This window comes from Peribacillus sp. FSL E2-0159 (assembly GCF_038643155.1).
In the GTDB taxonomy this organism is placed as follows: Bacteria; Bacillota; Bacilli; order Bacillales; family DSM-1321; genus Peribacillus; species Peribacillus simplex.
This window is the reverse complement of the sequence record NZ_CP152053.1, coordinates 3,456,505-3,482,549: the sequence shown is the minus strand read 5'-3', so window position 1 is coordinate 3,482,549 and position 26,045 is coordinate 3,456,505. Positions and strand designations below refer to the sequence as shown.

The window sequence follows — 26,045 nt, the reverse complement described above, 5'->3', positions numbered from 1 at the left end:
TTTCGAACAGAGGAGGGGGTAGAATGGCTTATGAATATTCCAAAGGATGGTTCATTCAGCAGCTAAAAGCCGCAGGGATTAGCTATCATCCAATTGAGAAAAAAAAACTCGAGCTGTATAAAACTTATATCCTAAGGCGTTTATACGACGATCTGCAAAAAGATAAATCATAAAAAAGAACCGCAACGTCGTTGGCGTTGCGGTTCTTTTTTATAGGAAATTACTAATAAAAGGAAAGAAACAGGAAATAAGGATACCTGCGATAGCCATTGCCGCACCTGCGACAGCACCGGTAAACTCACTTTCCTGGGCAGCTTGAGCCGTTCCGAGACCATGAGCGATCGTACCATAAGCGATACCACGTGCGAAGGGCATCGTAATGTTCAGTTTATCCATCATTTTTGGAGCGATCATCGTACCCAGCACCCCAGTCAAAATGACGAAGGCTGCTGATATATTGGAATTTCCGCCATAAAGTTCCGTGATTTCAACAGCGATGGGCACCGTAATGGATTTAACCGCCAATCCTTGGAGTATGATTTGCGGAAGTGAAAATGCTTTAGCGATGGCGAAGGCAATGATCAAGGTGACCAGAAGACCAAAAATCATGCCGCTAATTGCCGGCATTGCATATTTAACGATTATTTTTCTATTTTTATAAAGTGGTACGGCCAAAGCAACGGTAGCTGGTCCTAGGAAATAGGTGATGATGTTTTTTCCTGGTGAATAATCTTCGAAGTCCAAACCGCTGATCAGCAGTACGAGAATAATTGTAACCGTACTGAAAAATACGGGAGTCGTAAAAGGTGATGGATGTTTAGCATATATTTTCCTTCCAATGAAATAGGCAAGGATGGTTATCAAGATGCTATAAGTTGTGATGAACGCTGTCATGCTGCTTAACCTCTCCTCTATGGGATAGCTTCTGAACGGTCCAAGCTGAAACGATGAATCCAAATATCAGGCTGACTCCCAATGTAAGTGCCAGTGGCAAACCGAATTCAATGAAAAGCCATCCCATAGTCATTAAACTGATTGAAATGGGAATGAAGAAAAAGGCTAGGTGCTTTACCAAAAATCCTGAAGTAAGTTCAATCCATTCGACTTTTATAACCTTCGTCTGTAATAAACCGAATAAAAGAATCATGCCGATGACGTTGCCTGGTATAGGTAAATGAAGTAAATGGGCTAAATAATAGCCGAGCTTGCAAATGATGAGCAGGAAGATAAGCTGCACGATAAAAGCAAATGTTTTTTTCATGATTAAGTCCTTTCAAAGACGCTTTGAATATATTGTTGAATTGGTCAATTGTATTCATTATAAAAAAATATCCCTAAAAAGAATAGGGATTTGCAGCAATCTATCTTAAACATCCTGTGAAAATGGAAAAAAGAGCTTTCCAGGTTTGGAAGCTCCGGCCATTATATGAAAAGATAAACAAAGCCATGTTAAAATGTTCTTCGCTCTATGCTTCAAGTAACTGCTGTTCGTCATCATCATGCTGTCTAAGGATATGAAAGGTGTATAAATCTTTAGGGATTTCATACAAATCGTAGATATCTTCTTCATGATTGATCTGATCATAAAGGGATTTTCTTGTTTCGTTGGCATTGACGGCATAGGGTAGCTTTTCTGCGGCTTTTATAGAGCGGATATTTTTTTTGCGAATACGCATGAAGACCGTTTCCAAACCAAGCTCGAAAAAAAGCTCTTTAAAGAAAGCGTCTTTTGCAATGGCATTATACCCTTTTCCATGATAAGGCTTGCCAAGCCATGTGCCTAAGAAACCTGCACCATTTTCAATATCGTATAAAGAAATACAACCGATGGGATTTTCCCATTCATCCAAGATTGTTCGTGAAATGAGTTGCCCAGCATCTTCGGCTTCGATCGTTTGCTTAGTAATGAAAACATATTCTTCATATGAATCTACCTTATGGCGCACGAAAGGGAAGACATCTGGATGCGTCATTTGTTCATAAAGAGAAAAACAATCTGTGAAATCTCTCTTTTTTAACATTTCCGTCCCTCCGTTTGAGGGCAGTTCTTATGCGTAGTCGCTGCCCACCCTCGAAATTTTTTAAGTCGTTCATCAAAAAATTTCGGGGTGGGAATCGAACCCACTAGAACCGGAAAACCGGTGGCGCACCATTTGCCTTCCCTATTTTTATTGTCAGAAAATATGCAAATCTAAAGAACCTTACGAAGGTATAATACTAAAAAAAAAACGGTTTGGGAATAGGTTTTTTGCCTTTTTTTTTCGTCAAATTTCAACTTTTTTATGAAGGGTGAAATAGGAGGGCAAACGCCTGCATTTTTCCATGGAAAAATGATTTTTTCGCCCGCTTTTTTTCTTTAAAATTCACCTGTGAATTGCATGAATAAAATGATTGCGCCGAGTGCCCATACATAAATAGAGAATATTTTCAGTGAACGCTTTTTTAAGAAATCGATCATCCATACTACAGCTATATAACCAAAGATTGCTGCCGCCAAGGTTCCGACGAAAAGTGCAGTGAGTGGAAGCCTTTCAACTTCTCCTGTAAAAATCGGTTTCATCTGAAATACAATGCCCCCGGTAATGGCAGGAATTGAAAGCAAAAAGGAAAAATAGGCTGCAGTAGCCCTATCCAGCCTGCAGAATAGGCCAGCGGCTATCGTAAGTCCGGAACGCGAAAGAGCAGGCATGATGGCTGCAGCTTGGAATGTACCGATGATCAAGGCATCTTTAATTGAAATTTCATTAAGGGATTTGCCGCCTTTTCTTACTCCGTCCGCTATCCATAAAATTAGTCCTGTCGCTAAAAATTCCCAGCCTATGGTCACGCCTGTTTTTGAAAGGCCATCAAACCAATCCCCGAGTAAAATGCCGGCAATCACTGCAGGGACTGTCCCAGCAATGAGAAGCAGAGTCATTTTGGAGAAAGGGTTTTTCAAAATGGCAATAATGTCATTCTTATAGACGACCAATAACGCCAGTAAGGTTCCGATATGGAGCATGGTATCCAGAAAGATGCCGGCCTCGTCAAGATGGAATATATGCCGTCCTAAATATAAATGTCCAGTGCTCGAAATAGGTAAAAACTCAGTCAAGCCTTGAATGATCCCAAGGATGAAGGCTTGAAATTCGTTCAGCAAAAAAACATCACTCCTTTCTATAACGTATAGGACAATCCATTATTTAAACTGTATGCATAAGACGGATGAACATATTCGGATTTTTTGTCATATATATTGCCAATTGGATTTTATGGAGAAAAGGCAGTCCAATTTTACCTTTTTCGAATATAATGAGAGGAAAAATGAAACTATTTTTCATTTGATTCGTAATTATTCATATGAGAAAGGAGGAGAAGACACTATGCCTACTAAAGATGAAAGAGTGTTTGCTGCCCTTATTTATGTGATCAGCTTTTTTACAGCATTTATCGGTCCTTTGGTGATTTGGTTATTGAAGAAGGACTCGTCACAATTTGTGGATTATCACGGAAGGGAATACCTGAATTTTTTCATTTCCTACACCGTATATTCGATAGTTGCAGGGATACTCACTATAGTATTGGTTGGTTTCTTGCTATTGCCAGTTATCGGGATAGCATTAGTCGTATTCACCATCATTGCTGCTGTTAGGGCTTATGAAGGAACGGATTACAGGTTCCCGTTGATTTTCAGGATATTATAGAATGATGTAGAAGGATTCCATTCATTTCGGAGTCCTTTTTTATATGAACCAGGTTGGGAATTGCCCTTCATTAAAAAAGGGAATAGATCAGATTAAAGCGAATAAAGTATTATGATATTTACTTCAATGCACATTTAGGAAGTGGATGCCGGGCGGCTTGTGGTACTGTTAATCAATGGTCGCCATTAAGGCGGCAATTTTTCTTGTAAGGAGTGAGGAGCAGAGCAGGGTATGAATATACGTGAATATTATCAGAAAACGAGCAATTCAAATTTTCATGCATCTTGGATATCTCTTCTTTTGGCCATTGTATTTTTCATTTGCCATATTTTTGCGATGATACCTGGCAATATATTATTGATAACGTCTCCCTTTATTTTCTTTAGCATTGCCCAATTTGTCAGTCATCGTATATATGAAAATAGATTGAAGGAATTGCCTGTTGAACACATCGGCACGAATGCCGGGTTATTTAAAAATGAACATGTTTTATTGACTTTTATGCCAGCACCGACATTGCGCCTGCTTCTCTTTGCGCCGGATGGGACTCTAATGGGCGAGATAAGGGATTTGAATATGAAGTGGTTCATGTGGATGATTCCTAATTTCTTGTCGATGCTCCTGGCCAAGCGATATGAGTTGGTGGACCATGAGGGGCGTTTGCTGGCTATGTACCATATCAAAAGGGGACTTTTCAATAAAATGACGATCATGGATGATCAGGGCGCCATTATTGGATCGTATCAAGAAAATCGGTCATTCGTGAAAATTAATGGAATGATATATAAGGAAGATGGTACGGAATGGATGCCCATTGAAACGCCGGGAAGCGTGAATTCTTTCGAGATTGTCACAAAAGAAGGGAAAAAGATCGTATCATACCAAGAAGGCTGGATGCCTTTGGAGTGGGGGAAACGATTCAAGACAAATACACCCATACTTTCTTTTTCATCAAATGTTGCTGAAATTCCTAAAATCATCGTTTTTGGGTTCTGTGCAGCCACTCTAAATCATCGTTCAAATTGACTAGGGTTACCCTTTAGCAAATCTTTTAAATATTTGATATAATCATAGTGGAATACATAGTTTAAATACTTATAAAAAGGTGGTAAATATGAGTTTACTTAATGAGATTCTTGATTATAATGAACAGTTTGTAGAAAAAGGTGAATATGTTAAGTATAGAACGGATAAGTTTCCTGAGAAACGTATGGTCATCATAAGCTGTATGGACACTCGGCTCGTTGAACTATTGCCAAAATCCTTGAATGTCAAAAATGGCGATGTCAAAATCCTGAAAACTGCCGGGGCAATCGTCTCCCACCCATTCGGAAGTGTCATGCGGAGTATCCTTGTTGCTATTTATGAGCTAAAGGCAGATGAAGTATTGGTCATACCTCACCATGACTGCGGGATGGCATCAGTAGATGCCGATTCTGTAGTAGACAAGATGATCGAACGTGATATACCTAAGAGCACCATCGATACACTGGGAGCTGCAGGAATCGATATCCGCAGTTGGCTTCGCGGATTTGATGATGTTTATGAAAGTTGTAAGAACAGTGTGGAAGTGATTAAAGGACACCCTTTGATCCCTAAAAATATTCCTGTACATGGTCTAATCATTTCGCCTGATACAGGGAAGTTGGAATTGGTAGTCGACGGGTACGCAGTAGGACAAAAATAATAAATTCATCAAGGCTGTCGGGATTATTTCCGACAGTTTTTTTCAAATTTTGATCTTTTCTATTTATTTTTATCCTTTTTTTTGTTAAAATCGCCAAGTGTAGTTTGTCACTAATACAAACGGGTGGGCGAGGGACAAATTTAATAAGGATACAACATGAAGAAATTAAACTTGGAAACGTTCTTTCATTTTTCCGCCTATGGAACGAATGGAAAACGTGAAATCCTTGCTGGAGTGATCGGCTATTTTACAATAGTCTATATTCTCATCGTGAATTCCCTGATTTTATCGGAAGCGGGCATTCCGATTAATGGTGCAGTGATTGCGACGATTCTTTTATCTGCTTTAAGCTGTGTCATGATAGGACTTTGGGCGAATGTCCCAATTCTCCTCGTTCCAGGAATGGGCGTAAATGCCCTATTTGCTTATACCATGGTTCAAGGAATGGGTCTATCTTGGCAATCTGCTCTTGGTGCTGTGTTTATCTCAGGGTTTATTTTTGTAGTCATCGCTTTTACAAAATTCTCTAAGGTAATCAGTGATTCAATTCCAGGTTCAATAAAAGAAGCCATATCTGTCGGTCTCGGCTTATTCTTGATGCTAATCGGGCTCGAGAAAGGCGGGATAATCACGAGAGGTTCATCATCTATCGTCACACTGGGAGATTTAAGCGATCCAGCAGTGTGTGCAACGGTGTTGACCTTTTTACTGGCAATCACGCTGTTCATCAAGAATGTCCCCGGTAATTTCATGATTACCATCCTGGCAGGTAGCCTCATAGCCTATTGGTTCGGGACGGTTCAACTGTCAAATATCCATTTTTCAGGCATAGACACAGCTTCCTACGGTGATCTCTTCTTTTCATTATCGTTCTTGGAAGCGAATCGGATTGAATTCTGGATAAGTGTATTTGCGATGACGATGGTTCTTGTTTTTGAAAATATTGGTCTTGTACACGGGCATGTAGACAGTATAAACCGCCAGGATGCTTATAAAAAGTCTCTGCAGGCTACAAGTGTGTCCGTTCTGCTTTCAGGTATATTCGGTTCGAGCCCTACCGTTGCTACAGTTGAAACGGCAGCTGGAATCGCATCAGGAGGCAGAACTGGTTTTACTTCAGTAGTGACTGGTGTGCTATTCATTCTATCACTGCTATTTATACCGGTGATTAAAGTAATACCTGATAGCGCCATTGCCCCCATCTTAATTATCATTGGCATTTTGATGCTCGGAAATATAAAAAAGCTGGATTTCAGCGATTTAACCGAGAGTATACCTGCAATCATGATCATCACGATCATTCCTTTCACTTACAGTATTGCCGATGGAATGGCATTCGGTTTCATCCTGTACCCGTTCTTGAAGCTTGTAACCGGAAAAGCGAGAGAAGTGTCAGCCCCGATGTATGTGAGTGCCGGAATGTTTATCGTCTATTTCATCATTGGTATAATCGGTTAATAATTTAAAAGAGCGGTTGGAATGAGTTAACTCTTATTCCAACCGCTCTTTTTTTGGTTTTTTCGTCGAAAAAAATGGATTTATTGTGATTTGCGCGATGACACATCCATCTTGAAAATGCTATGATATAGAATATTAAAAAATGATAAATGATAAGCAGCATATTAGAGGATGTGACAGGATGATTATTGAAGGTTTAAAAAGCCATGGTTCAGGAAATGATTTCTTAATCATTGATGAATTGACTACGACCCTGACGTTTACTGAAGAAGAGCGGAAAAACTTCGCGAAGGCCCTATGCGATAGGGAGAGGCTTGGAGCGGATGGAATTTTGTTCGTAATGAAAAGTGAACATGCTGATTGCCGGATGCGTGTCTTTAATGCGGATGGATCGGAAGCCTCGATGTGCGGCAATGGACTTCGCTGTGTTGCACGTTACGCGAACGACGTTCTAGGGCTCGATAAAATGATCGTGGAAACCATGAAGGCAAATCTACTCGTGGAAAAAACGGAAGATATTTATGAGGGCATTCCGACATTCAAGGTGGAAATTTCCCCGGTAAGTTTTAATGTGAAGGATTTACCTCTTGTATTGGCTAAAGAACAATTGCAAAACGAATTATTGCCGGAACTTCATGATACCTTATTATTTTCGGCATTGGCGGTTCCTAATCCACATTTGATCACGCTCGTCGATAGTGATGTTTTGCAAAGTGATTTGCAGGACGAACTTTCAACAAAGGTCAATCAACCGAATGAGCTTTTCCCTGATGGTGTCAATGTCAGCTTTGTGAAAGAGCTGGAGTCAGGGAGCATTTATGTGCGGACATTTGAACGGGGAGTAGGCTTTACGAATGCATGTGGAACGGCGATGTCGGCTTCAAGCCTAGTAACATGCTCTGTTGGTTTAAACGCGTTGGAAAGTGAAATATCTGTCTACAATAATGGCGGTAAAGTTAAATGCGTGGTCCACCATGATGAAGAAAGCCAAAAGTATTCAATTGATTTAATCGGGAACGCAACCTATGAATTCAAGGTATCGATTGAAATTGACTTAGATCAGCCTGAAAAATTTGAAATGCTTGAAAAAGAGGATTTTGAATTGGAAACAAGTTTATATGCCAAGCTGCAGGATGAAGTGCAAAGTTATTTGAAAACAAAATTATAAAGAAATTTTCAGACTGTAGTCAAATTCGATGAAAAGCGAGTTTGCCTGCAGTTTTCTTATTTAAAAAACGTTACAGTGATTTCAGAAATCCGCTCCCTTTACGCCGATGGTCTGCCAAGCTTCTTCGTCGCAAGCATCTGCGGGTCTCGGCTAGCCTGTTATTCGGCAAGAGTGTAGCGAATTTCTTCAATCCAGTGAGAGTTTCATAAAACAATAAATAACCATAAAGTATAATCTATTCTTAATCATGGATCGGAATGAGACTATTGCGAACCCCTTTTTGTGCAACGTTCCATTTTACACACCCTAAGACCAACTAGTTGTTGGTCTTTTTTTGTTTTAAGAACGACAATACATCCAAAAAGGCTGGTCCATTATCGACGAGTCTGTAATCCATAAATGCACACCCTTCCCTTTTTATTCTGCTTGGTATGGTTTCAATCGTATAGTCCTTTAGCTGGAGACTTTCGTCCACTTCCTCCCAAAACAAAGGTGTAGCCACACCAGCGAAAGAATTTCCTCGTGGGGAATAAGGCAGTATGATGGTTTTTCCTTCACTATGCTGCACAAAGTCCAAGTAAAGTCGATTATGCCGATTTATTTTCATTCTTTCCGTTGTAAAATCATTTGGGTTGGAACTTGTTAAGTAGTCACCGAGAAAGTCGGTAAAAATACGTGTCTCCTGATAAGTAAATCTGTCTTCAGGCAGAGGGATGTGAATTTGCAGTCCTTTGTTACCTGAAGTTTTTACAAAAGCTTTTATCCTTAATGATTCCATCACTTTTTTTATTTCCAGTGCGGCCTTTATCGCTAAGGAGAAAAATTCGATGGAAGGAGGATCTAAGTCCAGGACGATTTCGTCAGGGCGTGTTTTACCCGCTTTCTGAAATGGGGCATGGAATTCCAATGCAAGTTGATTACCGAACCAAAGAAGCGTTTCAATATCGTTACACAGCATATATTCGATATCCTCATCCATGAAAGTTTTAATAAAGGCTGGCGCATAATCAGGTTTATTTTTCTGGAAAAATCTTTCTTTATCCAAAGTGCCATGAGGATAGCGGATCGTCGTAAGCAGCTTATCCTTCAAGAAGGGTAAGAAGAAAGCTGAAACCTCCCTTAAATAATGCAGGTATTCAACTTTTACCACCTGTCTACCTCCTGTTATCCAAAGCGGTTTATCCCTGGAAGTTATTTGTACAGTATCTGGAAATGTGTATTGGCCTAGCACGAATTTCTCCCAGGTACATTCGTCGGGAGACGTTTGTAAAAGCCATTGCGAAAACTGAGGTTCACGCAATTCATTTTCCTCATATACGTGTAAGAATTGAACTTCGATGCAAATGGATGGATGGATATAAAAAAATTGCGCGTCTTCATCTGATGCATTTTGCTTGATCAGTTCATGCAATATTCTTTTATCTTGAGCACTCAGTCCATTTTTAACACTTCCGATTTTCGTTACGGCACCTTCTTTGAAAACTGCGAGGGTAACGTAACCATTTTCTTTGTGCAAGGCTGTAATGAAACAAGAAACGGTCTTCCAATTTTTCACTTTAATCCAAGATGTAGTACGTTTTCCTTCTTGCCAAGTACCCCGAATTTCCTTGGCGACAACCCCTTCGCCATCTAATAGGGTGACCTTATTTAAGGCATTATCCAAAACGTCAAAACTCTCTATTAATTGTATCAAAGCCTTATCGTTGGGATCGGGCGGCATAGGAAAGCCAAGTTTTGCCCCCATATTCAACATCAATTCCCTTCGTTCTTCCATAGGTTTAGTTGCTACGTCTTTTCCGCTGATGCGAAGCAAGTCAAACGCTATAAACCGGCATGGAGATAAGCGGGCTTTTTCTGAAATTAACGATTGTTTCCCAAGGCGTCCTCGCCACTGTATTTGAAAAAAGTCCGCTTTCGCCTGATTGGTAAGCCAGACCAATTCTCCATCTAACTGAAGCGGGAGAAAATCTTCCAGGTCCAGATCTTTGATGTAAGCATTGATTTCTGGGAATTGTGGTGATAATTCCTTCTCGTTCCGACTCGAAATGTTTAAGGTGTCGGAGTCTATCGTTAAAATAGCCCTAAAGCCGTCATATTTGACTTCATAACGCCAATCCTTGGAGCTGGGGGCATCGGGGTAATAGGTTGGCAGCATCGGTTTCATTTTTTTATTTACCTCCGCAAATAATTGATTAACATTATTTTGCCAAAAAAACGAAGTGTTAGAGTTGGCAATTGTTTTTTCGGTTTTTTTTGAACAAAGTGGAATAATAAAATTGTTCTTCTCTTTAAAAATAAGTTATGAGGTGATGAATATGCATACGATGTGGAAAGGGAGCATATCATTCGGTTTGGTGAACATTCCGATCAAACTTCATGCTGCAACGGAGGATAAGGATATTTCTTTAAGGACGTTGCATAAGGAATGTCATTCACCGATTAAATACGAAAAGGTTTGTCCGGTATGCCAGAAAGAAGTGGGGAAGGATGATATAGTCCGCGCTTTTGAGTATACAAAGGGAAAATTTGTTGTATTGGAAGACAATGAACTAGAACAACTGAAAAAACAAAACGAAGAAAAAGCCGTGGAAATCGTGGATTTCGTTAAAATTGAAGAAATAGATCCCATTTATTTTAACCGGAGTTATTACATGTCCCCTAATGACGGAGGGATCAAAGCTTATTCCCTTTTGAGGCAGGCCCTCAAGGAGTCGAATAAGGCAGGGTTAGCGAAAATCATCATTCGCTCTAAAGAACAAATGGCGGTAATACGAGTGGTTGATAATACCTTGGTGATGGAAACGATTCATTATCCGGATGAAGTCCGCTCCACAGCGGATGTTCCGAATATCCCTGCCAATGATACCATTGTAAAAAAAGAAATCGATACTGCCGTATTATTGATAGATCAATTAACGACTACTTTCGATCCGACAAAATACACCGATGACTATCGAACCGCGTTACTTGAATTGATTGAATCAAAGAAAACGGGACAGACGACGATTACAGCCAAAACAAAAGAACCAGTTTCCAACAATGTAACCGATTTAATGGAGGCATTACAGGCATCCATTGACCGTACGAAACATGATGAACCGGAAAAGAAAAAGACAACCCGAAAGAAAGCGGCACCGAAAAAAAAGAAACAAGCTTAAACAGGAAGCTGAGCGGAAGACGCATGATGTCGCTCGGCTTTCTGTCTGTTTTAGAACGGTGTCTTGCTTTCTAATAAGGTAATGAACGTGACTAACAGGGAGAGAATTACATAGGGAAGGTAATTACAAATAGGTAGGTGGATCACGATGTAAGGGATTGAATGGAATTAAAAGAAAATGATGGATGGAAATGATGGCAAAAAAATTCGCTCCCTAAAGAGCGACAATGAGGAATTCAATCGTGAAAATCAACATATAGGCGAACGGTTGTAGTTTTCGACTATATATTGTGTTCATATTCTACCATATTTAATTCTGAAATAGCAACAAAATTACTGAAACTAACCTATGAATTTTTCTGGAAATCAATGATATTTTGCCCACTTAACGGCTCATGTGGCTTTTGCATAGTCAGATTTGCTATATTCTTATAAAAAACTACAGAATAAAATGGATTTTTAGTATAATTTATACATATAGGTTGATATAAATTAATTATGAATGGAAGATGCAAAATGGAAAATGGAATAATTAAATCACTTCATGCCGGGAAGCCGAAACATGAAATTTTTTCGAATATCGATATCTTTTCAGCCATGGATAAACAAGCAAAGGATAATGTGACAGTGACTAAATCCGGCATAATTGGTGATGGGGTAGGTAATGTAAAGTTCCATGGAGGTCCTGATCGGGCTTTGTGCTTTTACCCCATTGAGCATTATTCATTATGGAATGAAAAATTCTCTAAAAAGCTGGATATCCCTGCATTCGGTGAAAATTTAACCATAGCGGGGATGAGGGAAGAAACAACGTATATCGGCGATATTTATCAAATAGGCAATGTGATTGTTCAAATTAACCAGGGGAGGATACCTTGTTCGACCATTTCCCAATTCAATCAAGAACCTAAATTTTTGGAACTCGTGCTGAAAACGAGTTTTACTGGTTATTTTGCAAGAATACTTCAAGAAGGAACGATAAATAAACAAAACGAGATCGTGCTAATAGATCGCTTGCAAGAAAAAATTTCAGTTCATTATGCAGCAGAGGTAATCCTTCATAAACGAGATGGCCTTGAAGGAGCAAACGCTTTACTTACACTAGACTCGTTAGCGGAAGACTGGAAACAGAGGATCTTGAAGAGGGTTCAAGCTGCAAAAGATTGAATGATTTTTGCAAAAGTGAAAAAAATGTCGATCAGGTATTGAAATTGACAGATTATTAATGTAAATTAAGTATAATCAAATTTTGAAATCTTGTGAAAATTATATAAATGGATCTTATCGAGAGAGGTGGAGGGACTGGCCCGAAGAAACCTCAGCAACCAGCTTAGGCAAAGGTGCTAAATCCAGCAAGCAGAGCTTGATAGATGAGGAGAATGTTTCAATAAACCTTCTTCTTTGAGAAGGTTTTTTTTCCTTTTCTCTCATACTCTTAAAATACGGCAAAAACAGGATTGTTTTTGAGAGAGGGTGTAATGATGAATTTTCGTAAAGAAGTGAAAGAAAGAATGCTGGTTGGGGAAGGGGCAATGGGGACCTTACTGTACTCTAATGGCATCGATCAATGTTATGAGGAATTAAACTGCACGAACCCAGATCAAATAGAGTCCATCCATCGTGCTTATCTGGAAGCTGGGGCAGATATCCTTCAATCGAATACATACGGAGCCAATTTCAACAAATTGAAACGGCATGGACTTGAAGATGAAGTAAGCAGAATCAATCGCCAGGGAGTCATTCTTGCTAAAAAAGCTGCAAAAGGAAAGGCATATGTCTTCGGTACCATAGGGGCACAGCGGAGTATCAGGAAATCGGATTTAAGCTTGGAAGAGATAAAACGGGGTTTTCGTGAACAGCTATACAGTCTGTTGATGGAAAACCCTGATGGGATTCTCTTGGAAACATTTTATGACCTGGAAGAACTGGAAACCGTCTTGCAAATCGTTAAAAATGAAACCGGACTGCCGATCATCGCAAATGTTTCAATGCATGAACTAGGCAATCTTCAAAATGGAATTCATTTAAATGAAGCCTTTCAAAAACTCGAGCAATTGGGTGCTGATGTTGTTGGGGTGAATTGCCGTCTCGGTCCACATCATATGATTCGAGCCTTGGAAGAAGTGAGTTTGCCAAAGCAAGCATCGATTGCCATATATCCTAATGCCAGCCTCCCAGATTATGTGGATGGAAGGCTCGTTTATAAAGCTGTGCCGGAATATTTCGGTTCAAGTGCCCTGGAACTTCGTGAGCAAGGTGCTGCGATCATAGGAGGGTGCTGTGGAACGACTCCCCTGCATATACAAGCTATAAAGAATGCGATTGGAAGTTTGTCTCCCGTGAAAGAGAAATTTACGAAATCCCGCCAAATAGAAATAATTGAAGTGAACGACAGAGAATTGGAACTTCCCCTTTACGAAAAGGCCAAAACAGAAAGGACGATTCTTGTTGAACTTGATCCACCGAAAAAGCTGGGAATAGAGAGCTTCATGACTGGTGCTGAGGTTTTGAAAAAAGCAGGGGTCGATTCCATTACATTAGCGGATAATTCACTTGCTTCACCAAGGATATCGAATGATGCACTTGCTAATTTACTGAAGAACCAATTGAATATAAAGCCGATGGTGCATATAACATGCCGTGATCGAAATTTGATTGGCCTGCAGTCACATTTAATGGGTCTGCAGACGGTGGGGCTGAACGAAATATTGATCATCACCGGAGACCCTTCAAAAATTGGGGACTTCCCGGGTGCCACTTCGGTTTATGATTTATCTTCCTTTGACCTAATAAGCATGGTCAAACAATTTAATGAAGGTCTTTCCTATTCCGGTCAAAGTTTGGGCCAACGGGCCAATTTTAAAATTGCAGCAGCTTTTAATCCCAATGTGAAATATCTGGATAAAGCCGTACTGAGAATGGAAAAGAAGATTGCCTGTGGTGCTCAATCCTTTTTGACACAGCCAATTTATTCGGTGGAGCAGATCGAAGAAGTATATGAGGCTACAAAACATTTAGATACCCCGATTTTCATCGGTATCATGCCTTTGACAAGCACAAGGAATGCCGAATTCATCCATAATGAGATCCCAGGAATCAAATTGCCTGATAATGTTAGAAGGGCAATGGCTTTAGCCGGGGATGACCCTGTAAAGTCAAGGATTGAAGGCGTTAATATCGCACGAGAGCTAGTGGACGCTGCAAGGGAAAAATTCAAGGGCATATATTTAATCACTCCGTTCCTTCGCTATGAAATGACGGCGGAACTTACCAAATATATTAGAAAAGTCGATAGTAAACATACATCAGAGGTGGCAGTTCATGAATAAAAAAGCGATTCAAGATCAGTTAAATTCTAAGATTCTCCTTCTTGACGGGGCGATGGGAACCATGCTTCAAGCTGAGAATTTGACAGCAGAGGATTTTGGAGGGGAACAATTCGAGGGCTGCAATGAATATTTATCATTGACGCAACCAGAAATCATCCAATCCATCCATGAAAAATATTTAGCAGCGGGTGCAGATATCATAGAAACAAATACCTTCGGAGCGACCAGCATCGTTCTTGAGGAATACCAAATAAGCACGATCGCCTACAAGCTTAATAAAATTTCAGCTGAGCTTGCCGTTAAAGCATGTGAAAAATATTCCAATGATGAATGGCCAAGATATGTAGCTGGTTCAATGGGTCCCACTACAAAAACGCTTTCCGTAACAGGAGGGACGACTTTTGATATTTTAACCGATTCTTATGAAGAACAGGCACTGGGTCTCTTGGATGGCGGGGTAGACTTGCTATTGGTGGAAACCTGTCAGGATATGCTTAATGTCAAGGCTGCCTTTTCTGGAATCAAAGCTGCATTCGCTAAAACAGGAAAAGATGTGCCAGTCATCATTTCAGGAACAATCGAACCGATGGGCACGACACTTGCTGGACAGTCCATAGAAGCTTTTTATTTATCAGTAGAACATATGAAGCCCGTTGCTGTCGGCCTTAATTGTGCAACAGGGCCGGAATTCATGATAGACCATATCAGGACACTTGCAGATATATCAAATAGCGCGATCAGTTGTTATCCAAATGCCGGGCTCCCTGATGAAGAAGGTCACTATCATGAGTCACCTACTTCCCTGGCAGAGAAAATGAAGCAATTTGCCGAAAAGGGATGGGTCAATATCATTGGCGGATGTTGTGGTACGACACCGGAACATATTAAAGAACTTTCCAGGGTCCTCGAAGGCATGAAGCCCCGTACCATAACTGAAACAGCCCATGGACATGCCGTATCAGGAATAGAGCCGCTCATTTATGATGATTCAATGCGTCCTTTATTCGTAGGTGAAAGAACGAATGTTATCGGTTCCCGAAAATTCAAGGAGCTGATTCGTGGAAAGCATTACGAGCCAGCTGCCGAAATTGCACGTGCACAGGTAAAAAAAGGCGCCCATGTCATTGATATCTGTCTTGCTGATCCTGATGGGGATGAGCTTGGCGATATGAAGGAATTCGTAGAAGAGGTCGTCAAAAAAGTGAAAGTCCCATTGGTCATCGATACTACGGATGAAGCCGTACTTGAACAAGCATTAAAACATTCACAAGGAAAATCGATCATTAATTCCATAAACCTTGAAGATGGTGAGGAGCGATTTGAAAAAATAGTACCTTTCGTCCATCAATATGGTGCTGCCGTTGTCGTAGGAACCATTGATGAAATTGGGATGGCCGTCGATGCTGAACGGAAATTGGAAGTGGCTACACGATCTGTGGATTTGCTCGTTAATAAGTATGGGCTAAATAAAAGTGACATCATTTTTGATCCGCTGGTATTTCCTGTAGGCACAGGGGATGAACAATATATCGGATCTGCTTTGGAAACGGTGAATGGAATAAAGGCGATTAAAGAAAAGTTTCCGGAATGCCTAACGATACTTGGCATTTCGAACGTTTCTTTCGGTCTGCCAGCGAGGGGAAGGGAAATATTAAATGCAGTTTTCCTTTACCATTGTACAAAAGCGGGTCTCGATTATGCTATCGTGAATACAGAAAAACTTGAACGTTTCGCTCTGATACCTAAAGAGGAAGTGAAATTGGCTGAGGCACTCCTGTTTGAGACATCTACAGAAACTTTAGCGATCTTTACCGAATTTTATCGTGGAAAAAAAGCGGAGAAGAAGGATAATGGTGTGGTCCTGCCCTTGGACGAACGTTTAGGTAACTATATTATCGAAGGAACGAAAGAAGGATTGGTTGACGATTTAAATAAAGCGATTGAGCGCGGTGATAGCCCATTGGAAATCATCAATGGACCACTGATGGATGGCATGAGTGAGGTGGGCCGGTTGTTTAATGACAACCAACTTATCGTCGCAGAGGTGCTTCAGAGTGCTGAAGCGATGAAGGCGGCTGTATCTCACCTTGAACCACTAATGGAAAACGCTGAAGATAGTGCTAAGAAAGGAAAAATCCTGTTGGCGACTGTCAAGGGAGATGTGCATGATATTGGGAAAAACCTAGTGGATATTATCCTGTCCAATAATGGCTATGAAGTCATTGATTTGGGAATTAAGGTCGCACCGCAACAAATCATTGAAGAGGTTCGAAAACATGAACCAACCATCATTGGCCTATCAGGGTTACTTGTCAAATCTGCACAGCAAATGGTTTTAACCGCACAGGATTTAAGGCAAGCGGGAATAGATACCCCAATTTTAGTCGGAGGGGCAGCATTATCACGTAAATTCACCGATTTTAAAATATCACCTGAATATGAAGGACCGGTTTTATATTCCAAAGATGCGATGGATGGTTTGGCTGTAACGAATATTTTACATGACTCTGACAAAAAAGTGGTGTACTTGGAAGAGTTAGTCGAGAAGCGAGAAAGATCGAAAGCAAATGCCGCCATTGCTGCCACGATGGAAAAACCTGTTCGTAAGCAGTCCACAGCTGCCCCTTTAAGCGATGCTCCTGTTCAAAAACCGCGTGACATCAAACGTCACGTCCTGAAAAACTATCCATTGGATGTCATCCAGCCTTATATAAATAGGCAAATGCTGATTGGTCATCATTTGGGGTTAAAAGGTAAGGTTTCCGAGCTGCTTAAGCAAGGGAATGAAAAAGCAGTGCAGCTCAATGATCTCGTTGATGAATTGATTGAGTTCCTAAAGGCGGAACCTGATTATGGCTTGAATGCCGTTTATCAATTTTTCCCTGCCCAAAGTGAAGGAGATAAGCTATTGGTATACAACCCGGACAATCATCATGAGGTTTTGGAAACTTTCGATTTCCCCCGGCAAGATACGAATCCGCATCTTTGTTTAGCGGACTTCGCGAAACCGACCTCCTCCGGGCAGATGGATTATGTTGGTTTCTTCCTGGTCACTGCCGGAAAAGGGATCAGAAAATGGGCAGAAAAACTAAAGCTTGAAGGTGATTTCTTGAAAAATCACGCCCTTCAATCACTTGCTCTCGAAACAGCTGAAGGGTTCGCGGAAAGAATTCATCAATTAATGAGGGATGATTTAGGTATAAGCGATCCGATTGAAATGTCCATGAAAGAGCGATTTGCCGCTAAATACACCGGGCAAAGGTTTTCATTTGGTTATCCTGCTTGTCCTAATCTGGAAGACCAGGAGAAGCTATTCCGCCTGTTACAACCTCAAGATATTGGCGTGGAATTGACTGAAGGATGCATGATGGAACCAGAGGCTTCCGTTTCAGCCATTGTTTTTGCACATCCTGAAGCCCGTTACTTTAATGTCGATCGATAACTCATTTAATAAAGGCAGCGGTATTTTTTACCGCTGCCTTATTGCGCATGAAACCCCTTAATTGGTACATCTTAATGGTCAAAAGGAAGGGGATGCAACACCTATGAAGAATATGCTGAAATTATTTCTTTCCGTGGCCGGTTCTTTCATTATTATTTTGTTTAGTGTGGATGTGCAGAGCATTCAAGTACATGCAATGGTTCCTGAAGAGATGACACCGCTCATTAAAAGTAGGGAAAATCAGAAAATCGCTTATTTGACTTTCGATGACGGACCATCTTTGAATACCATGGAGATATTGGATATTTTGGAACGCTATCATGTTAAGGCAACATTTTTCGTTAAAGGTAATGAAGAACCATACGCAAAGGAATGTTATCAGGAAATGATTTCCCGTGGACATGCGATTGCCCTTCATTCTTATACACATGATTATTCCATCGTTTATCGATCGACTGAGAGTTTCTTTCAAGATTTAAATAGGCTTGAAACCATGCTGCAAAAGGAGTATGGGATAAAAAGCCGTATTGTGCGACTTCCTGGCGGCTCGAATAATCATCTGCGGCATCAGGCTGCTACGAAACCCATCATCAATGGTATCCTTCAACAACTAAAAGAAAAAGGGTATATTTACATTGATTGGACCATTGACTCGACAGATGGCTTCAGTCCGTCAATAAGTGAACAAAAAATCATTTCTGCTGTACAAAAAGGGACGAAAAATCAAAAGCATGTTAATATCTTATTGCATGATATCAATAGTATGAAAAATACAGTGAAAGCATTGCCTGATATAATTGAATTCCTTGAAAAAGAAGGGTATATCTTTGATACTATTGATGAGACAACCCCAAAAATACAATTTAATTGATGAACACATTGTTTATCTATAGTAAATTAAGGTATAAGATAAGAGATTACAATGCGAAAGGATTTATCGTTTCTATGATGCCATCATTGTTTTTATCACATGGAACACCGCTATTAGCTTTGGAAAAGAATAGCTACACTTCTTTTTTGAAGGATTATATGCAAACTATGAAGAAACCTGCTGCCATCGTTATTTTGTCAGCACATTGGGAAAGTGAAGAACAAATGATTTCAGCAGTAGGGAAGCATGAAGTCATTTATGATTTTGCAGGGTATCCTGAAGAAATATTTCAAATAACTTATCCAGCTAGGGGATGCCTTGAGCTGTCCGATCGAATTTTAACCTTATTGTCCAGGATAGGGGTATTGGGGGAACTTGATGAAAGGCGCCCCCTGGATCATGGATCATGGGGGCTTTTGCATATTATGTATCCCGAAGCTGACATCCCGACCGTATCTATGTCCATTAGTCCTGCGCTGCCATTGGACAAGCAGTATGAAATCGGGAAAACATTAAGAGAATTAAAGGAAAGTAATGTCCTGATCATCGGGAGCGGTGGAATTGTCCATAATTTTACCCAAATTCAGGAGGATATGCATGTTGCAGAAGGATGGGCAATCGAGTTTGAGAACTGGGTCGAAGAGAAAATCATGCAATGGGATTTGAAATCCTTGTTTAATTATGAAAAAATCGCCCCTTATAGTACAGAGGCTGTGCCTTCCAAAGAGCATTTCATTCCATTGGTCATCGCAATGGGGTCAGGGGGTGACAAAAAAAAAGCAGCTCTCCTGCACAGGAGCTTTCAATATGGCAATCTGAGTTTAACAGCTTGGAAGTTTGATTGAACTGAAAGGGTTTTCAAACTAGTTAAATTTACCTGAAAAATAATCATTATACAAAAATACAAAAATCTTTTTTTAGCGAAAAAAAGACTTAAATGAGCAAAAAAGTCTATTTAAAGCGTATTTTGACGAATTAAACAGAAATATAGTTTCAAAAAGGTTGCATAAAGTGGTTTAACCTTTGGATATTTCGACAAAAACATGTTAATATAACATCTGAAAACGTTTTATCCTTTAAAATTTTATTATTCAATGACCAAAGTTATTTATTATATATCTTATATATATCATATAATTGGGGAAAATTTAGAAGAAAGAAATTTGGGGATGGATAAAACGAAATGAAAAAAATTATGAGAAAAATTTGGGGGTTTACAAAATGACCATCAATGATGCTAAGGCATACGACCAATGGAAAACTTTTTCAGGTCCAAACCTTGGGTATGTCATGGAGCAATACGATCTATTTCTAGCCAACCCGGAAGAAGTAGATCCGGAACTGAAAAACTTTTTTGAAGTATCAGGTCCTCCTTCATTCGATGTATCGGCAGAAACAACGATTGGAAGTGCACCAACTGTACAAACTGGAGAAGTTCTTCCAATGAAGAAAATTATGTCTGCAGTAAAGTTAGCTGAAAATATCCGTGCTTACGGACATCTTGCTGCAAATATTTATCCTTTAAAAGAAGAAGCTCTAGACACTGAACAAATTCACTTTGAAAAATATGGCTTGACTGCAGATGATTTAAGGAAAATACCGGCTGACTTTATTTGTCCGGAATCACCTGAAGACGTGAAAGACGGATACGAAGCCGTACAATACCTAAAACAACTCTATACAAAAACGATAGCCTTTGAATTTCACCATGTTAATGACTTGGATGAAAAGCAATGGCTTACTGATATGGTCGAATCCGGAAACATGTTCCCGGAAGTGGCAAAAGAGAAAAAAGAACTATTACTTAAACGATTGAATGAAGTTGAAGGTTTCGAGAAATTCCTTCACCGCACATATGTAGGGCAAAAACGTTTCTCTATTGAAGGACTAGATGCTTTGGTTCCGATTTTAGATGAAATGATTTCACAAACTGTTCAAAACGGAACGGGGAATGTGAATATTGCCATGGCTCACCGAGGACGTTTGAATGTGCTTGCACATGTATTAGGAAAGCCTTATGAGGTCATTTTCTCTGAATTCCAACATTCACCGAATAAAGATCTGGTTCCTTCCGAAGGTTCCACAGGCATTAACAATGGATGGACCGGTGATGTTAAATACCATTTAGGTCTGGATAAACAGATTACTAAAGCTAACATACAAAAAGCAAGGATTACACTTGCCAATAACCCAAGTCACTTGGAAGTAGTCGGACCAATCGTGGAAGGGTATTCTCGTGCGGCTCAAGAAGACCGTTCAGAAAAAGGATTCCCGGTACAAGACATTTCCAAATCTCTTGCAATCCTGATTCATGGTGATGCAGCATTCCCAGGTGAAGGAATTGTGCCTGAAACGTTTAACTTAAGCCGTTTACGCGGATATCAAGTTGGCGGCGCTATCCATATCATCGCCAATAACATGATTGGTTTTACAACGGAAAGTGAAGATTCACGTTCAACCTTATATGCTAGTGATTTGGCAAAAGGCTTTGAAGTGCCGATCGTCCATGTGAATGCAGATGATCCAGAAGCATGTATGGCTGCTGTGAACCTTGCTAACCTATATCGTGAAAAATACAACAAGGATTTCTTGATCGACCTGATCGGTTACAGACGTTTCGGCCATAACGAAATGGATGAGCCATTGGTGACTCAACCTGAAATGTATGCATTAATTCATAAGCACCCAACCGTTAAAGAGCTTTATGGGAAAAAACTCATTCAATCTGGCGAGTTCACTGAAGCTGAAGTTAAAGCGATTGCTGAGCAAGTGGATACAAGGCTTGCAGATGCATATGCGAAAATTTCCGGAAATAAACCGGAAGCTTCTAAAGAGTGTAATCCTCCTGGGATTATTGAAAAAGGACTTCCAACCATTGAAACGGCAGTTTCGAAACAAGAACTTGTTACAATTAACGAAGAACTTGTTAATTGGCCGGAAGGATTCACTCCTAATAAAAAATTAGGAAAGATTTTATCACGTCGCTTGGATTCCTTTGGTGCTGACGGAAAAATTGATTGGGCTCATGCCGAGACATTGGCATTTGCATCCATATTGAGTGACGGCACTCCAATCCGTTTGACAGGACAAGATTCAGAGCGTGGAACATTCGCACAACGTAATATCATGTTACATGATAGTGTTAATGGAAAAACATATTCACCACTTCACACACTTGAAACTGCCAAAGCATCATTCGCTGTTCATAACAGCCCGCTTACTGAAACGGCAGTTCTGGCTTATGAATATGGTTATAATGTATTTGCACCTGAGACACTTGTATTATGGGAAGGCCAATTCGGTGACTTTGCTAATACAGCACAAGTGATCTTTGACCAATTCATCGCGGCAGGCCGTGCAAAATGGGGCCAAAAATCAGGTCTTGTCATGCTGCTTCCACACGGTTATGAAGGACAAGGACCAGAGCACTCAAGTGCACGCCTTGAACGTTTCCTTCAATTAGCGGCTGAAAACAACTGGACAGTTGCCAACTTAAGTTCGGCAGCTCAATACTTCCATATCCTTAGAAGACAAGCTAAGATTTTGGATCAAGAGCAAGTACGTCCGCTTGTCATCATGACACCGAAGAGTATGCTTCGTAATCAAGTGATGGCTTCTACAGCAGAAGAATTCAGTGAAGGCTCTTTTGAATCATTCGTAGAAACCAAAGCTTTGGGTAAAAAACCTAAATCGGTTGAACGCATTGTTTTTGCTTCAGGTAAATTGGCGGTTGAACTTCGTGAAAAAGCGGCAACTGAAAAAAATACGGATTGGTTACAAATCATCAGTATCGAAGAAATTTATCCATTCCCATTCACTGGAGTTCAAGAAGCTTTGAAAAAATATACAAATCTTAAAGAAATCTTCTGGGCTCAAGAAGAACCTAAAAACATGGGTGCTTGGACATTTGTTGAACCTCGCCTAAATGCAGCGGCTCCTGGCAATCTTTCAGTAACATATATAGGAAGGAAGCGCAGATCAAGCCCGGCTGAGGGAGATCCACTTGTCCATAAAAATGAACAACAACGGATTATGTCTCAAGCAATTACACGCAATAATGAGGGGGAGAAATAAAATGGCTGAAGTAAAAGTACCTGAATTAGCAGAATCAATTTCTGAAGGATCTATTGCGCAATGGTTAAAACAACCCGGTGATCACGTTGAAAAAGGAGAATATGTCCTTGAACTTGAAACGGATAAAGTGAACGTAGAAATCATTTCAGATTATACGGGTACACTTTCTGAACATTTAGCGGAAGAAGGCGATACTGTCCAAGTTGGACAGGCTATCGCTATCGTTGATGAAAATGGATCGGCAGCAGCAGCTCCAAAAGCGGAAGCTCCTAAGGTTGAAGAAGCTAAAGCAGAACCAGCTAAGGCTGAACCAGCGGCTCCTGCTAAAGAGGCTCCTAAAGCAGAAGCGAAAGAAGCATCATCCACTCAACAAGTTATTGCTTCACCAGCTGCACGGAAATTGGCTCGTGAAAAAGGAATTGACTTGACTCAAGTTCCTGTAGCCGATCCACTAGGTCGTGTACGTGTACAAGACGTAGAAGCAGCAAGTAATGCACCTGCTGCAGCACCAGCGGCAGCTCCAAAACAAGCTCCTGCAGCTAAAAAAGCAGCCGCTCCTGTTGAAGTGAATGATGACCGCATTGAAGTGGTTAAAATGACACGCCGTCGTCAAACCATTGCCAAACGTCTAGTTCAAGTACAATCCGAAGCAGCCATGCTTACTACTTTTAACGAAGTCGATCTTTCTGCAGTCATGGAATTGCGTAACCGCCATAAAGATTCTTTCGTGAAAACTAATGATGTTAAACTTGGTTTCATGTCATTCTTCACTAAAGCGGTCATTGGCGCATTGAAAAAATATCCGTTATTGAATGCTGAGATACAAGGCGACCATATCCTTAAAAAGAACTTTTATGATATCGGTGTAGCAGTATCCACTGATGAAGGTCTTGTAGTTCCGGTAGTAAGGGATGCTGACCGCAAAAGCTTTGCTGAAATCGAGAAGAACATTTCAGATTTAGCTGTTAAAGCGCGTAACAACAAACTGGGACTTTCAGATTTATCAGGTGGTACTTTTACCATCACAAATGGAGGGACTTTCGGTTCCCTATTATCTACACCAATCTTGAATGCACCTCAAGTTGGGATCTTGGGCATGCATACAATCAAGACTCGTCCAATCGCTGTTGGAGATCAAATCGAAAACAGACCAATGATGTACCTTGCATTATCTTATGATCATCGTATCGTAGATGGAAAAGAAGCTGTTGGTTTCTTAGTGGCTATCAAAGATATGCTGGAAGATCCAGAACAACTTTTACTTCAAGGCTAATAAAGTAATACGACCCCCCCTGTCATCATGACATGGGGGTTTTTTGTGTGGAGAACTGAAAGGATATTTTCATAGAAAAAGAGATAATGGGATTCAAGAAAGGTTATTTTTAATCAATTTGAATGTTTTTGAAGGTATTTTTGAATGAATTTGAGTATTTTTAAACGTTTGTGATTGATTATTCCTTCGTTTTCATATATGATGATGATATTAAAGTGAGGTGGACGAATTGTTGACAACTGAAAGGCACCAGTTCATCTTATCGATCCTTAAAGAACAAGGAACGGTAAAGCTGCAGGAGCTTGTAGATCAGTTACAAGCCTCGGAGTCGACCATTCGGAGAGATTTAGTGCAACTCGAAGAAATGAAGCTCTTGAAACGCGTGCATGGCGGGGCCTCTTTACTTCAAAGAAAAGGCCTTGAACCGACAACTATGGAAAAGCAAAACAAAGCAAGAGCTGAAAAACAACTTATAGCAAAGCTTGCGGCGTCATTCATAGAGAAAAATGATTGTATATATCTTGATGCAGGCACGACAACTGCGGAAATGATTCCTTATTTAAAGGGTAAAAATATAACGGTGCTGACAAATGGTCTTATGCATATTCCGAAACTCATCGAATTGGAGATCAAAACAGTGTTAGTTGGCGGAACGATAAAATTCTCGACAAATGCGGTTATAGGAAGTAATGCTGTACAGTTTTTGAATGAATACCGTTTTGATAAATGTTTCTTGGGAATGAACGGCATTCATCAAGATCTGGGTTTCACAACACCCGACCCGGAAGAAGCTCTACTGAAGAAGATGGCATTACGACTCTCTAACGAAACCTACGTGCTTGCTGATAGTTCAAAACTTAATGAAGCTACTTTCGCTAAGGTGGCAGATGTAAGCGATGCCATAATACTTACTGACAGCAATGATAAAGAGGCTGTTGCTCAACTCTATAAAAATCCAAAGGTAAAGGTCGTGACCATTTAATGATTTATACAGTGACACTCAACCCATCCATCGATTATCTGGTCGAGGTGGAGAGTTTTCAAATGGGCAAGGTGAATAGAACCAGTTATGATGCAAAATTCCCTGGAGGGAAAGGGATCAATGTTTCCCGAGTGCTTAAAAGGCTTGGAAATAGTACGACAGCTTTAGGATTCATCGGTGGACAAACAGGTGAATTTGTAAAAAGGTTTTTAAGACAGGAAGAGATTTTCACGGACTTTACAGAGATAGCTGGAGATACAAGAATAAACATTAAATTGAAAACAGGGATGGAGACCGAAATAAATAGCCAAGGGCCAGTCATTTCAAAAGGGAATTATCAACAATTATTTAGTCAGATTGAACAGTTGAATAATAATGATATCCTTATTTTGTCAGGAAGCATCCCTTCAAGCGTTCCTTCGGATGTATACGAAGCCATGGCAAGGTCTTGTTCCCATAACGGCATTAAAGTGGTGGTGGATACGAGTGGCAAGGGATTAATGAATGTCCTTCCACACCAGCCATTTTTAATAAAGCCTAATCACCATGAACTGGGTGAGCTTTTTTCTACCGAAATCAAAACGGTTGATGATGCTAGAGAATATGGCGCTAAATTGATTGAAGCAGGAGCACAAAACGTTATTGTTTCAATGGCGGGACAAGGGGCAGTGCTTTGCTCCGATGGAGAGTCATATTCCGCAAATGTTCCAAAAGGGAACGTCATAAACTCAGTGGGTGCCGGTGATTCCATGGTCGCAGGCTTCATCGGGACATATGAAAAGACAGGGGATATTCTATCAGCTTTCCGCTTCAGTCTTGCAGCAGGAAGTGCTACAGCCTTTTCATCCGATCTCGGTACATTGGATAAAATTGAAGAGTTATTACCGCAAATTGCTATCAATCAACTAACAGGAGGCTGAC

The 26,045-nt window shown here is 40.4% G+C and carries 21 protein-coding genes and 1 riboswitch; of the genes, 16 read left to right on the top strand and 5 right to left on the bottom strand.

The features are described 5' to 3' along the window. Positions 1-23 precede the first annotated feature (23 nt). Positions 24-173, top strand: a complete 150-nt coding sequence (locus NYE63_RS16915) for a DUF2639 domain-containing protein (RefSeq protein WP_342601987.1) — start codon at positions 24-26, stop codon at positions 171-173. A 37-nt stretch (positions 174-210) separates the two neighbouring features. Here the strand turns inward: NYE63_RS16915 and NYE63_RS16910 are convergent, their stop codons facing one another. The 4 genes from NYE63_RS16910 to NYE63_RS16895 all read right to left on the bottom strand — a co-directional run bounded on the left by NYE63_RS16910 (position 211) and on the right by NYE63_RS16895 (position 3,136). Continuing rightward, positions 211-894 carry an LrgB family protein gene (locus tag NYE63_RS16910; protein WP_342601986.1) on the bottom strand — a complete coding sequence of 228 codons (684 nt, stop codon included), beginning with the start codon at positions 892-894 and terminating at the stop codon, positions 211-213. Continuing rightward, entirely contained in the window at positions 869-1,261 is a 393-nt protein-coding gene (locus NYE63_RS16905) for a CidA/LrgA family protein (RefSeq protein ID WP_251428574.1), read from the bottom strand. The genes NYE63_RS16910 and NYE63_RS16905 overlap by 26 nt, the downstream gene beginning before the upstream one ends. Positions 1,262-1,466: 205 nt before the next feature. Continuing rightward, positions 1,467-2,021: a GNAT family N-acetyltransferase gene (locus NYE63_RS16900; protein ID WP_101225221.1), complete on the bottom strand. Its 555-nt coding sequence runs from the start codon at positions 2,019-2,021 to the stop codon at positions 1,467-1,469. Between the two features lie 335 nt (positions 2,022-2,356). Further along, positions 2,357-3,136, bottom strand: a complete 780-nt coding sequence (locus NYE63_RS16895) for an undecaprenyl-diphosphate phosphatase (protein ID WP_342605803.1) — start codon at positions 3,134-3,136, stop codon at positions 2,357-2,359. Between the two features lie 226 nt (positions 3,137-3,362). Between NYE63_RS16895 and NYE63_RS16890 the strand changes: the two genes are divergently transcribed. The 5 genes from NYE63_RS16890 to dapF all read left to right on the top strand — a co-directional run bounded on the left by NYE63_RS16890 (position 3,363) and on the right by dapF (position 7,996). Then, complete coding sequence (locus tag NYE63_RS16890; protein WP_034311189.1) at positions 3,363-3,683, top strand: DUF4870 domain-containing protein; 321 nt, start codon at positions 3,363-3,365, stop codon at positions 3,681-3,683. A gap of 231 nt (positions 3,684-3,914) precedes the next feature. Beyond that, positions 3,915-4,709: a hypothetical protein gene (locus tag NYE63_RS16885; protein WP_342601985.1), complete on the top strand. Its 795-nt coding sequence runs from the start codon at positions 3,915-3,917 to the stop codon at positions 4,707-4,709. Positions 4,710-4,797: 88 nt separating this feature from the next. Continuing rightward, positions 4,798-5,370 carry a carbonic anhydrase gene (locus NYE63_RS16880; protein WP_342601984.1) on the top strand — a complete coding sequence of 191 codons (573 nt, stop codon included), beginning with the start codon at positions 4,798-4,800 and terminating at the stop codon, positions 5,368-5,370. A gap of 156 nt (positions 5,371-5,526) precedes the next feature. Then, positions 5,527-6,828, top strand: coding sequence for an NCS2 family permease (locus NYE63_RS16875; protein WP_342601983.1), 1,302 nt, complete (start codon positions 5,527-5,529; stop codon positions 6,826-6,828). Positions 6,829-7,009: 181 nt separating this feature from the next. Then, a complete protein-coding gene (gene dapF / locus NYE63_RS16870) occupies positions 7,010-7,996 on the top strand; it encodes a diaminopimelate epimerase (protein ID WP_342601982.1) in 987 nt (328 codons plus the stop codon). Positions 7,997-8,312: 316 nt separating this feature from the next. On the opposite strand, the gene ligD is transcribed toward dapF, so the two are convergent. Beyond that, positions 8,313-10,160: a DNA ligase D gene (gene ligD, locus NYE63_RS16865; RefSeq protein ID WP_342601981.1), complete on the bottom strand. Its 1,848-nt coding sequence runs from the start codon at positions 10,158-10,160 to the stop codon at positions 8,313-8,315. A 151-nt stretch (positions 10,161-10,311) separates the two neighbouring features. On the opposite strand from ligD, the gene NYE63_RS16860 reads away from it, so the two are divergent. The 10 genes from NYE63_RS16860 (at position 10,312) to pfkB (ending at position 26,044) form a co-directional block, all read left to right on the top strand. After that, positions 10,312-11,154, top strand: coding sequence for a Ku protein (locus NYE63_RS16860; RefSeq protein ID WP_342601980.1), 843 nt, complete (start codon positions 10,312-10,314; stop codon positions 11,152-11,154). Positions 11,155-11,669: 515 nt separating this feature from the next. Continuing rightward, the gene (locus tag NYE63_RS16855) at positions 11,670-12,320 is read left to right on the top strand and encodes an MOSC domain-containing protein (protein WP_342601979.1); all 651 of its coding nucleotides are present in this window, start codon (positions 11,670-11,672) and stop codon (positions 12,318-12,320) included. A 111-nt stretch (positions 12,321-12,431) separates the two neighbouring features. Further along, positions 12,432-12,530: riboswitch (SAM riboswitch) on the top strand. A gap of 104 nt (positions 12,531-12,634) precedes the next feature. Then, positions 12,635-14,482 (top strand): bifunctional homocysteine S-methyltransferase/methylenetetrahydrofolate reductase, encoded by a 1,848-nt coding sequence (locus NYE63_RS16850; RefSeq protein ID WP_342601978.1) that lies wholly within the window; start codon positions 12,635-12,637, stop codon positions 14,480-14,482. Continuing rightward, complete coding sequence (gene metH / locus NYE63_RS16845; RefSeq protein ID WP_342601977.1) at positions 14,475-17,924, top strand: methionine synthase; 3,450 nt, start codon at positions 14,475-14,477, stop codon at positions 17,922-17,924. Before NYE63_RS16850 ends, metH begins: the two co-directional genes overlap by 8 nt. Before the next feature lie 103 nt (positions 17,925-18,027). Further along, a complete protein-coding gene (locus tag NYE63_RS16840; protein ID WP_342601976.1) occupies positions 18,028-18,795 on the top strand; it encodes a polysaccharide deacetylase family protein in 768 nt (255 codons plus the stop codon). 74 nt (positions 18,796-18,869) lie between these two features. Then, complete coding sequence (locus tag NYE63_RS16835; protein ID WP_342601975.1) at positions 18,870-19,640, top strand: class III extradiol ring-cleavage dioxygenase; 771 nt, start codon at positions 18,870-18,872, stop codon at positions 19,638-19,640. A 376-nt stretch (positions 19,641-20,016) separates the two neighbouring features. Continuing rightward, positions 20,017-22,869, top strand: coding sequence for a 2-oxoglutarate dehydrogenase E1 component (locus tag NYE63_RS16830; RefSeq protein ID WP_342601974.1), 2,853 nt, complete (start codon positions 20,017-20,019; stop codon positions 22,867-22,869). Position 22,870: 1 nt separating this feature from the next. Next, positions 22,871-24,142 (top strand): 2-oxoglutarate dehydrogenase complex dihydrolipoyllysine-residue succinyltransferase, encoded by a 1,272-nt coding sequence (gene odhB / locus NYE63_RS16825; protein WP_342601973.1) that lies wholly within the window; start codon positions 22,871-22,873, stop codon positions 24,140-24,142. 229 nt (positions 24,143-24,371) lie between these two features. Next, positions 24,372-25,124 (top strand): DeoR/GlpR family DNA-binding transcription regulator, encoded by a 753-nt coding sequence (locus NYE63_RS16820; protein WP_342601972.1) that lies wholly within the window; start codon positions 24,372-24,374, stop codon positions 25,122-25,124. Next, positions 25,124-26,044 (top strand): 1-phosphofructokinase, encoded by a 921-nt coding sequence (pfkB, locus tag NYE63_RS16815; RefSeq protein ID WP_342601971.1) that lies wholly within the window; start codon positions 25,124-25,126, stop codon positions 26,042-26,044. Before NYE63_RS16820 ends, pfkB begins: the two co-directional genes overlap by 1 nt. Position 26,045 lies beyond the last annotated feature (1 nt).

What these genes read in the sequence shown, in the direction of transcription:
- NYE63_RS16850 (WP_342601978.1), top strand. Translation starts at nt 12,635, where the DNA reads ATGAATTTTCGTAAAGAAGTGAAAGAAAGAATGCTGGTTGGGGAAGGG.
- NYE63_RS16900 (WP_101225221.1), bottom strand. Translation starts at nt 2,021, where the DNA reads ATGTTAAAAAAGAGAGATTTCACAGATTGTTTTTCTCTTTATGAACAA.
- NYE63_RS16885 (WP_342601985.1), top strand. Translation starts at nt 3,915, where the DNA reads ATGAATATACGTGAATATTATCAGAAAACGAGCAATTCAAATTTTCAT.
- NYE63_RS16890 (WP_034311189.1), top strand. Translation starts at nt 3,363, where the DNA reads ATGCCTACTAAAGATGAAAGAGTGTTTGCTGCCCTTATTTATGTGATC.
- NYE63_RS16860 (WP_342601980.1), top strand. Translation starts at nt 10,312, where the DNA reads ATGCATACGATGTGGAAAGGGAGCATATCATTCGGTTTGGTGAACATT.
- ligD (WP_342601981.1), bottom strand. Translation starts at nt 10,160, where the DNA reads ATGAAACCGATGCTGCCAACCTATTACCCCGATGCCCCCAGCTCCAAG.
- NYE63_RS16855 (WP_342601979.1), top strand. Translation starts at nt 11,670, where the DNA reads ATGGAAAATGGAATAATTAAATCACTTCATGCCGGGAAGCCGAAACAT.
- pfkB (WP_342601971.1), top strand. Translation starts at nt 25,124, where the DNA reads ATGATTTATACAGTGACACTCAACCCATCCATCGATTATCTGGTCGAG.
- NYE63_RS16875 (WP_342601983.1), top strand. Translation starts at nt 5,527, where the DNA reads ATGAAGAAATTAAACTTGGAAACGTTCTTTCATTTTTCCGCCTATGGA.
- odhB (WP_342601973.1), top strand. Translation starts at nt 22,871, where the DNA reads ATGGCTGAAGTAAAAGTACCTGAATTAGCAGAATCAATTTCTGAAGGA.
- NYE63_RS16840 (WP_342601976.1), top strand. Translation starts at nt 18,028, where the DNA reads ATGAAGAATATGCTGAAATTATTTCTTTCCGTGGCCGGTTCTTTCATT.
- NYE63_RS16905 (WP_251428574.1), bottom strand. Translation starts at nt 1,261, where the DNA reads ATGAAAAAAACATTTGCTTTTATCGTGCAGCTTATCTTCCTGCTCATC.
- metH (WP_342601977.1), top strand. Translation starts at nt 14,475, where the DNA reads ATGAATAAAAAAGCGATTCAAGATCAGTTAAATTCTAAGATTCTCCTT.
- dapF (WP_342601982.1), top strand. Translation starts at nt 7,010, where the DNA reads ATGATTATTGAAGGTTTAAAAAGCCATGGTTCAGGAAATGATTTCTTA.
- NYE63_RS16880 (WP_342601984.1), top strand. Translation starts at nt 4,798, where the DNA reads ATGAGTTTACTTAATGAGATTCTTGATTATAATGAACAGTTTGTAGAA.
- NYE63_RS16910 (WP_342601986.1), bottom strand. Translation starts at nt 894, where the DNA reads ATGACAGCGTTCATCACAACTTATAGCATCTTGATAACCATCCTTGCC.
- NYE63_RS16915 (WP_342601987.1), top strand. Translation starts at nt 24, where the DNA reads ATGGCTTATGAATATTCCAAAGGATGGTTCATTCAGCAGCTAAAAGCC.
- NYE63_RS16830 (WP_342601974.1), top strand. Translation starts at nt 20,017, where the DNA reads ATGACCATCAATGATGCTAAGGCATACGACCAATGGAAAACTTTTTCA.
- NYE63_RS16835 (WP_342601975.1), top strand. Translation starts at nt 18,870, where the DNA reads ATGATGCCATCATTGTTTTTATCACATGGAACACCGCTATTAGCTTTG.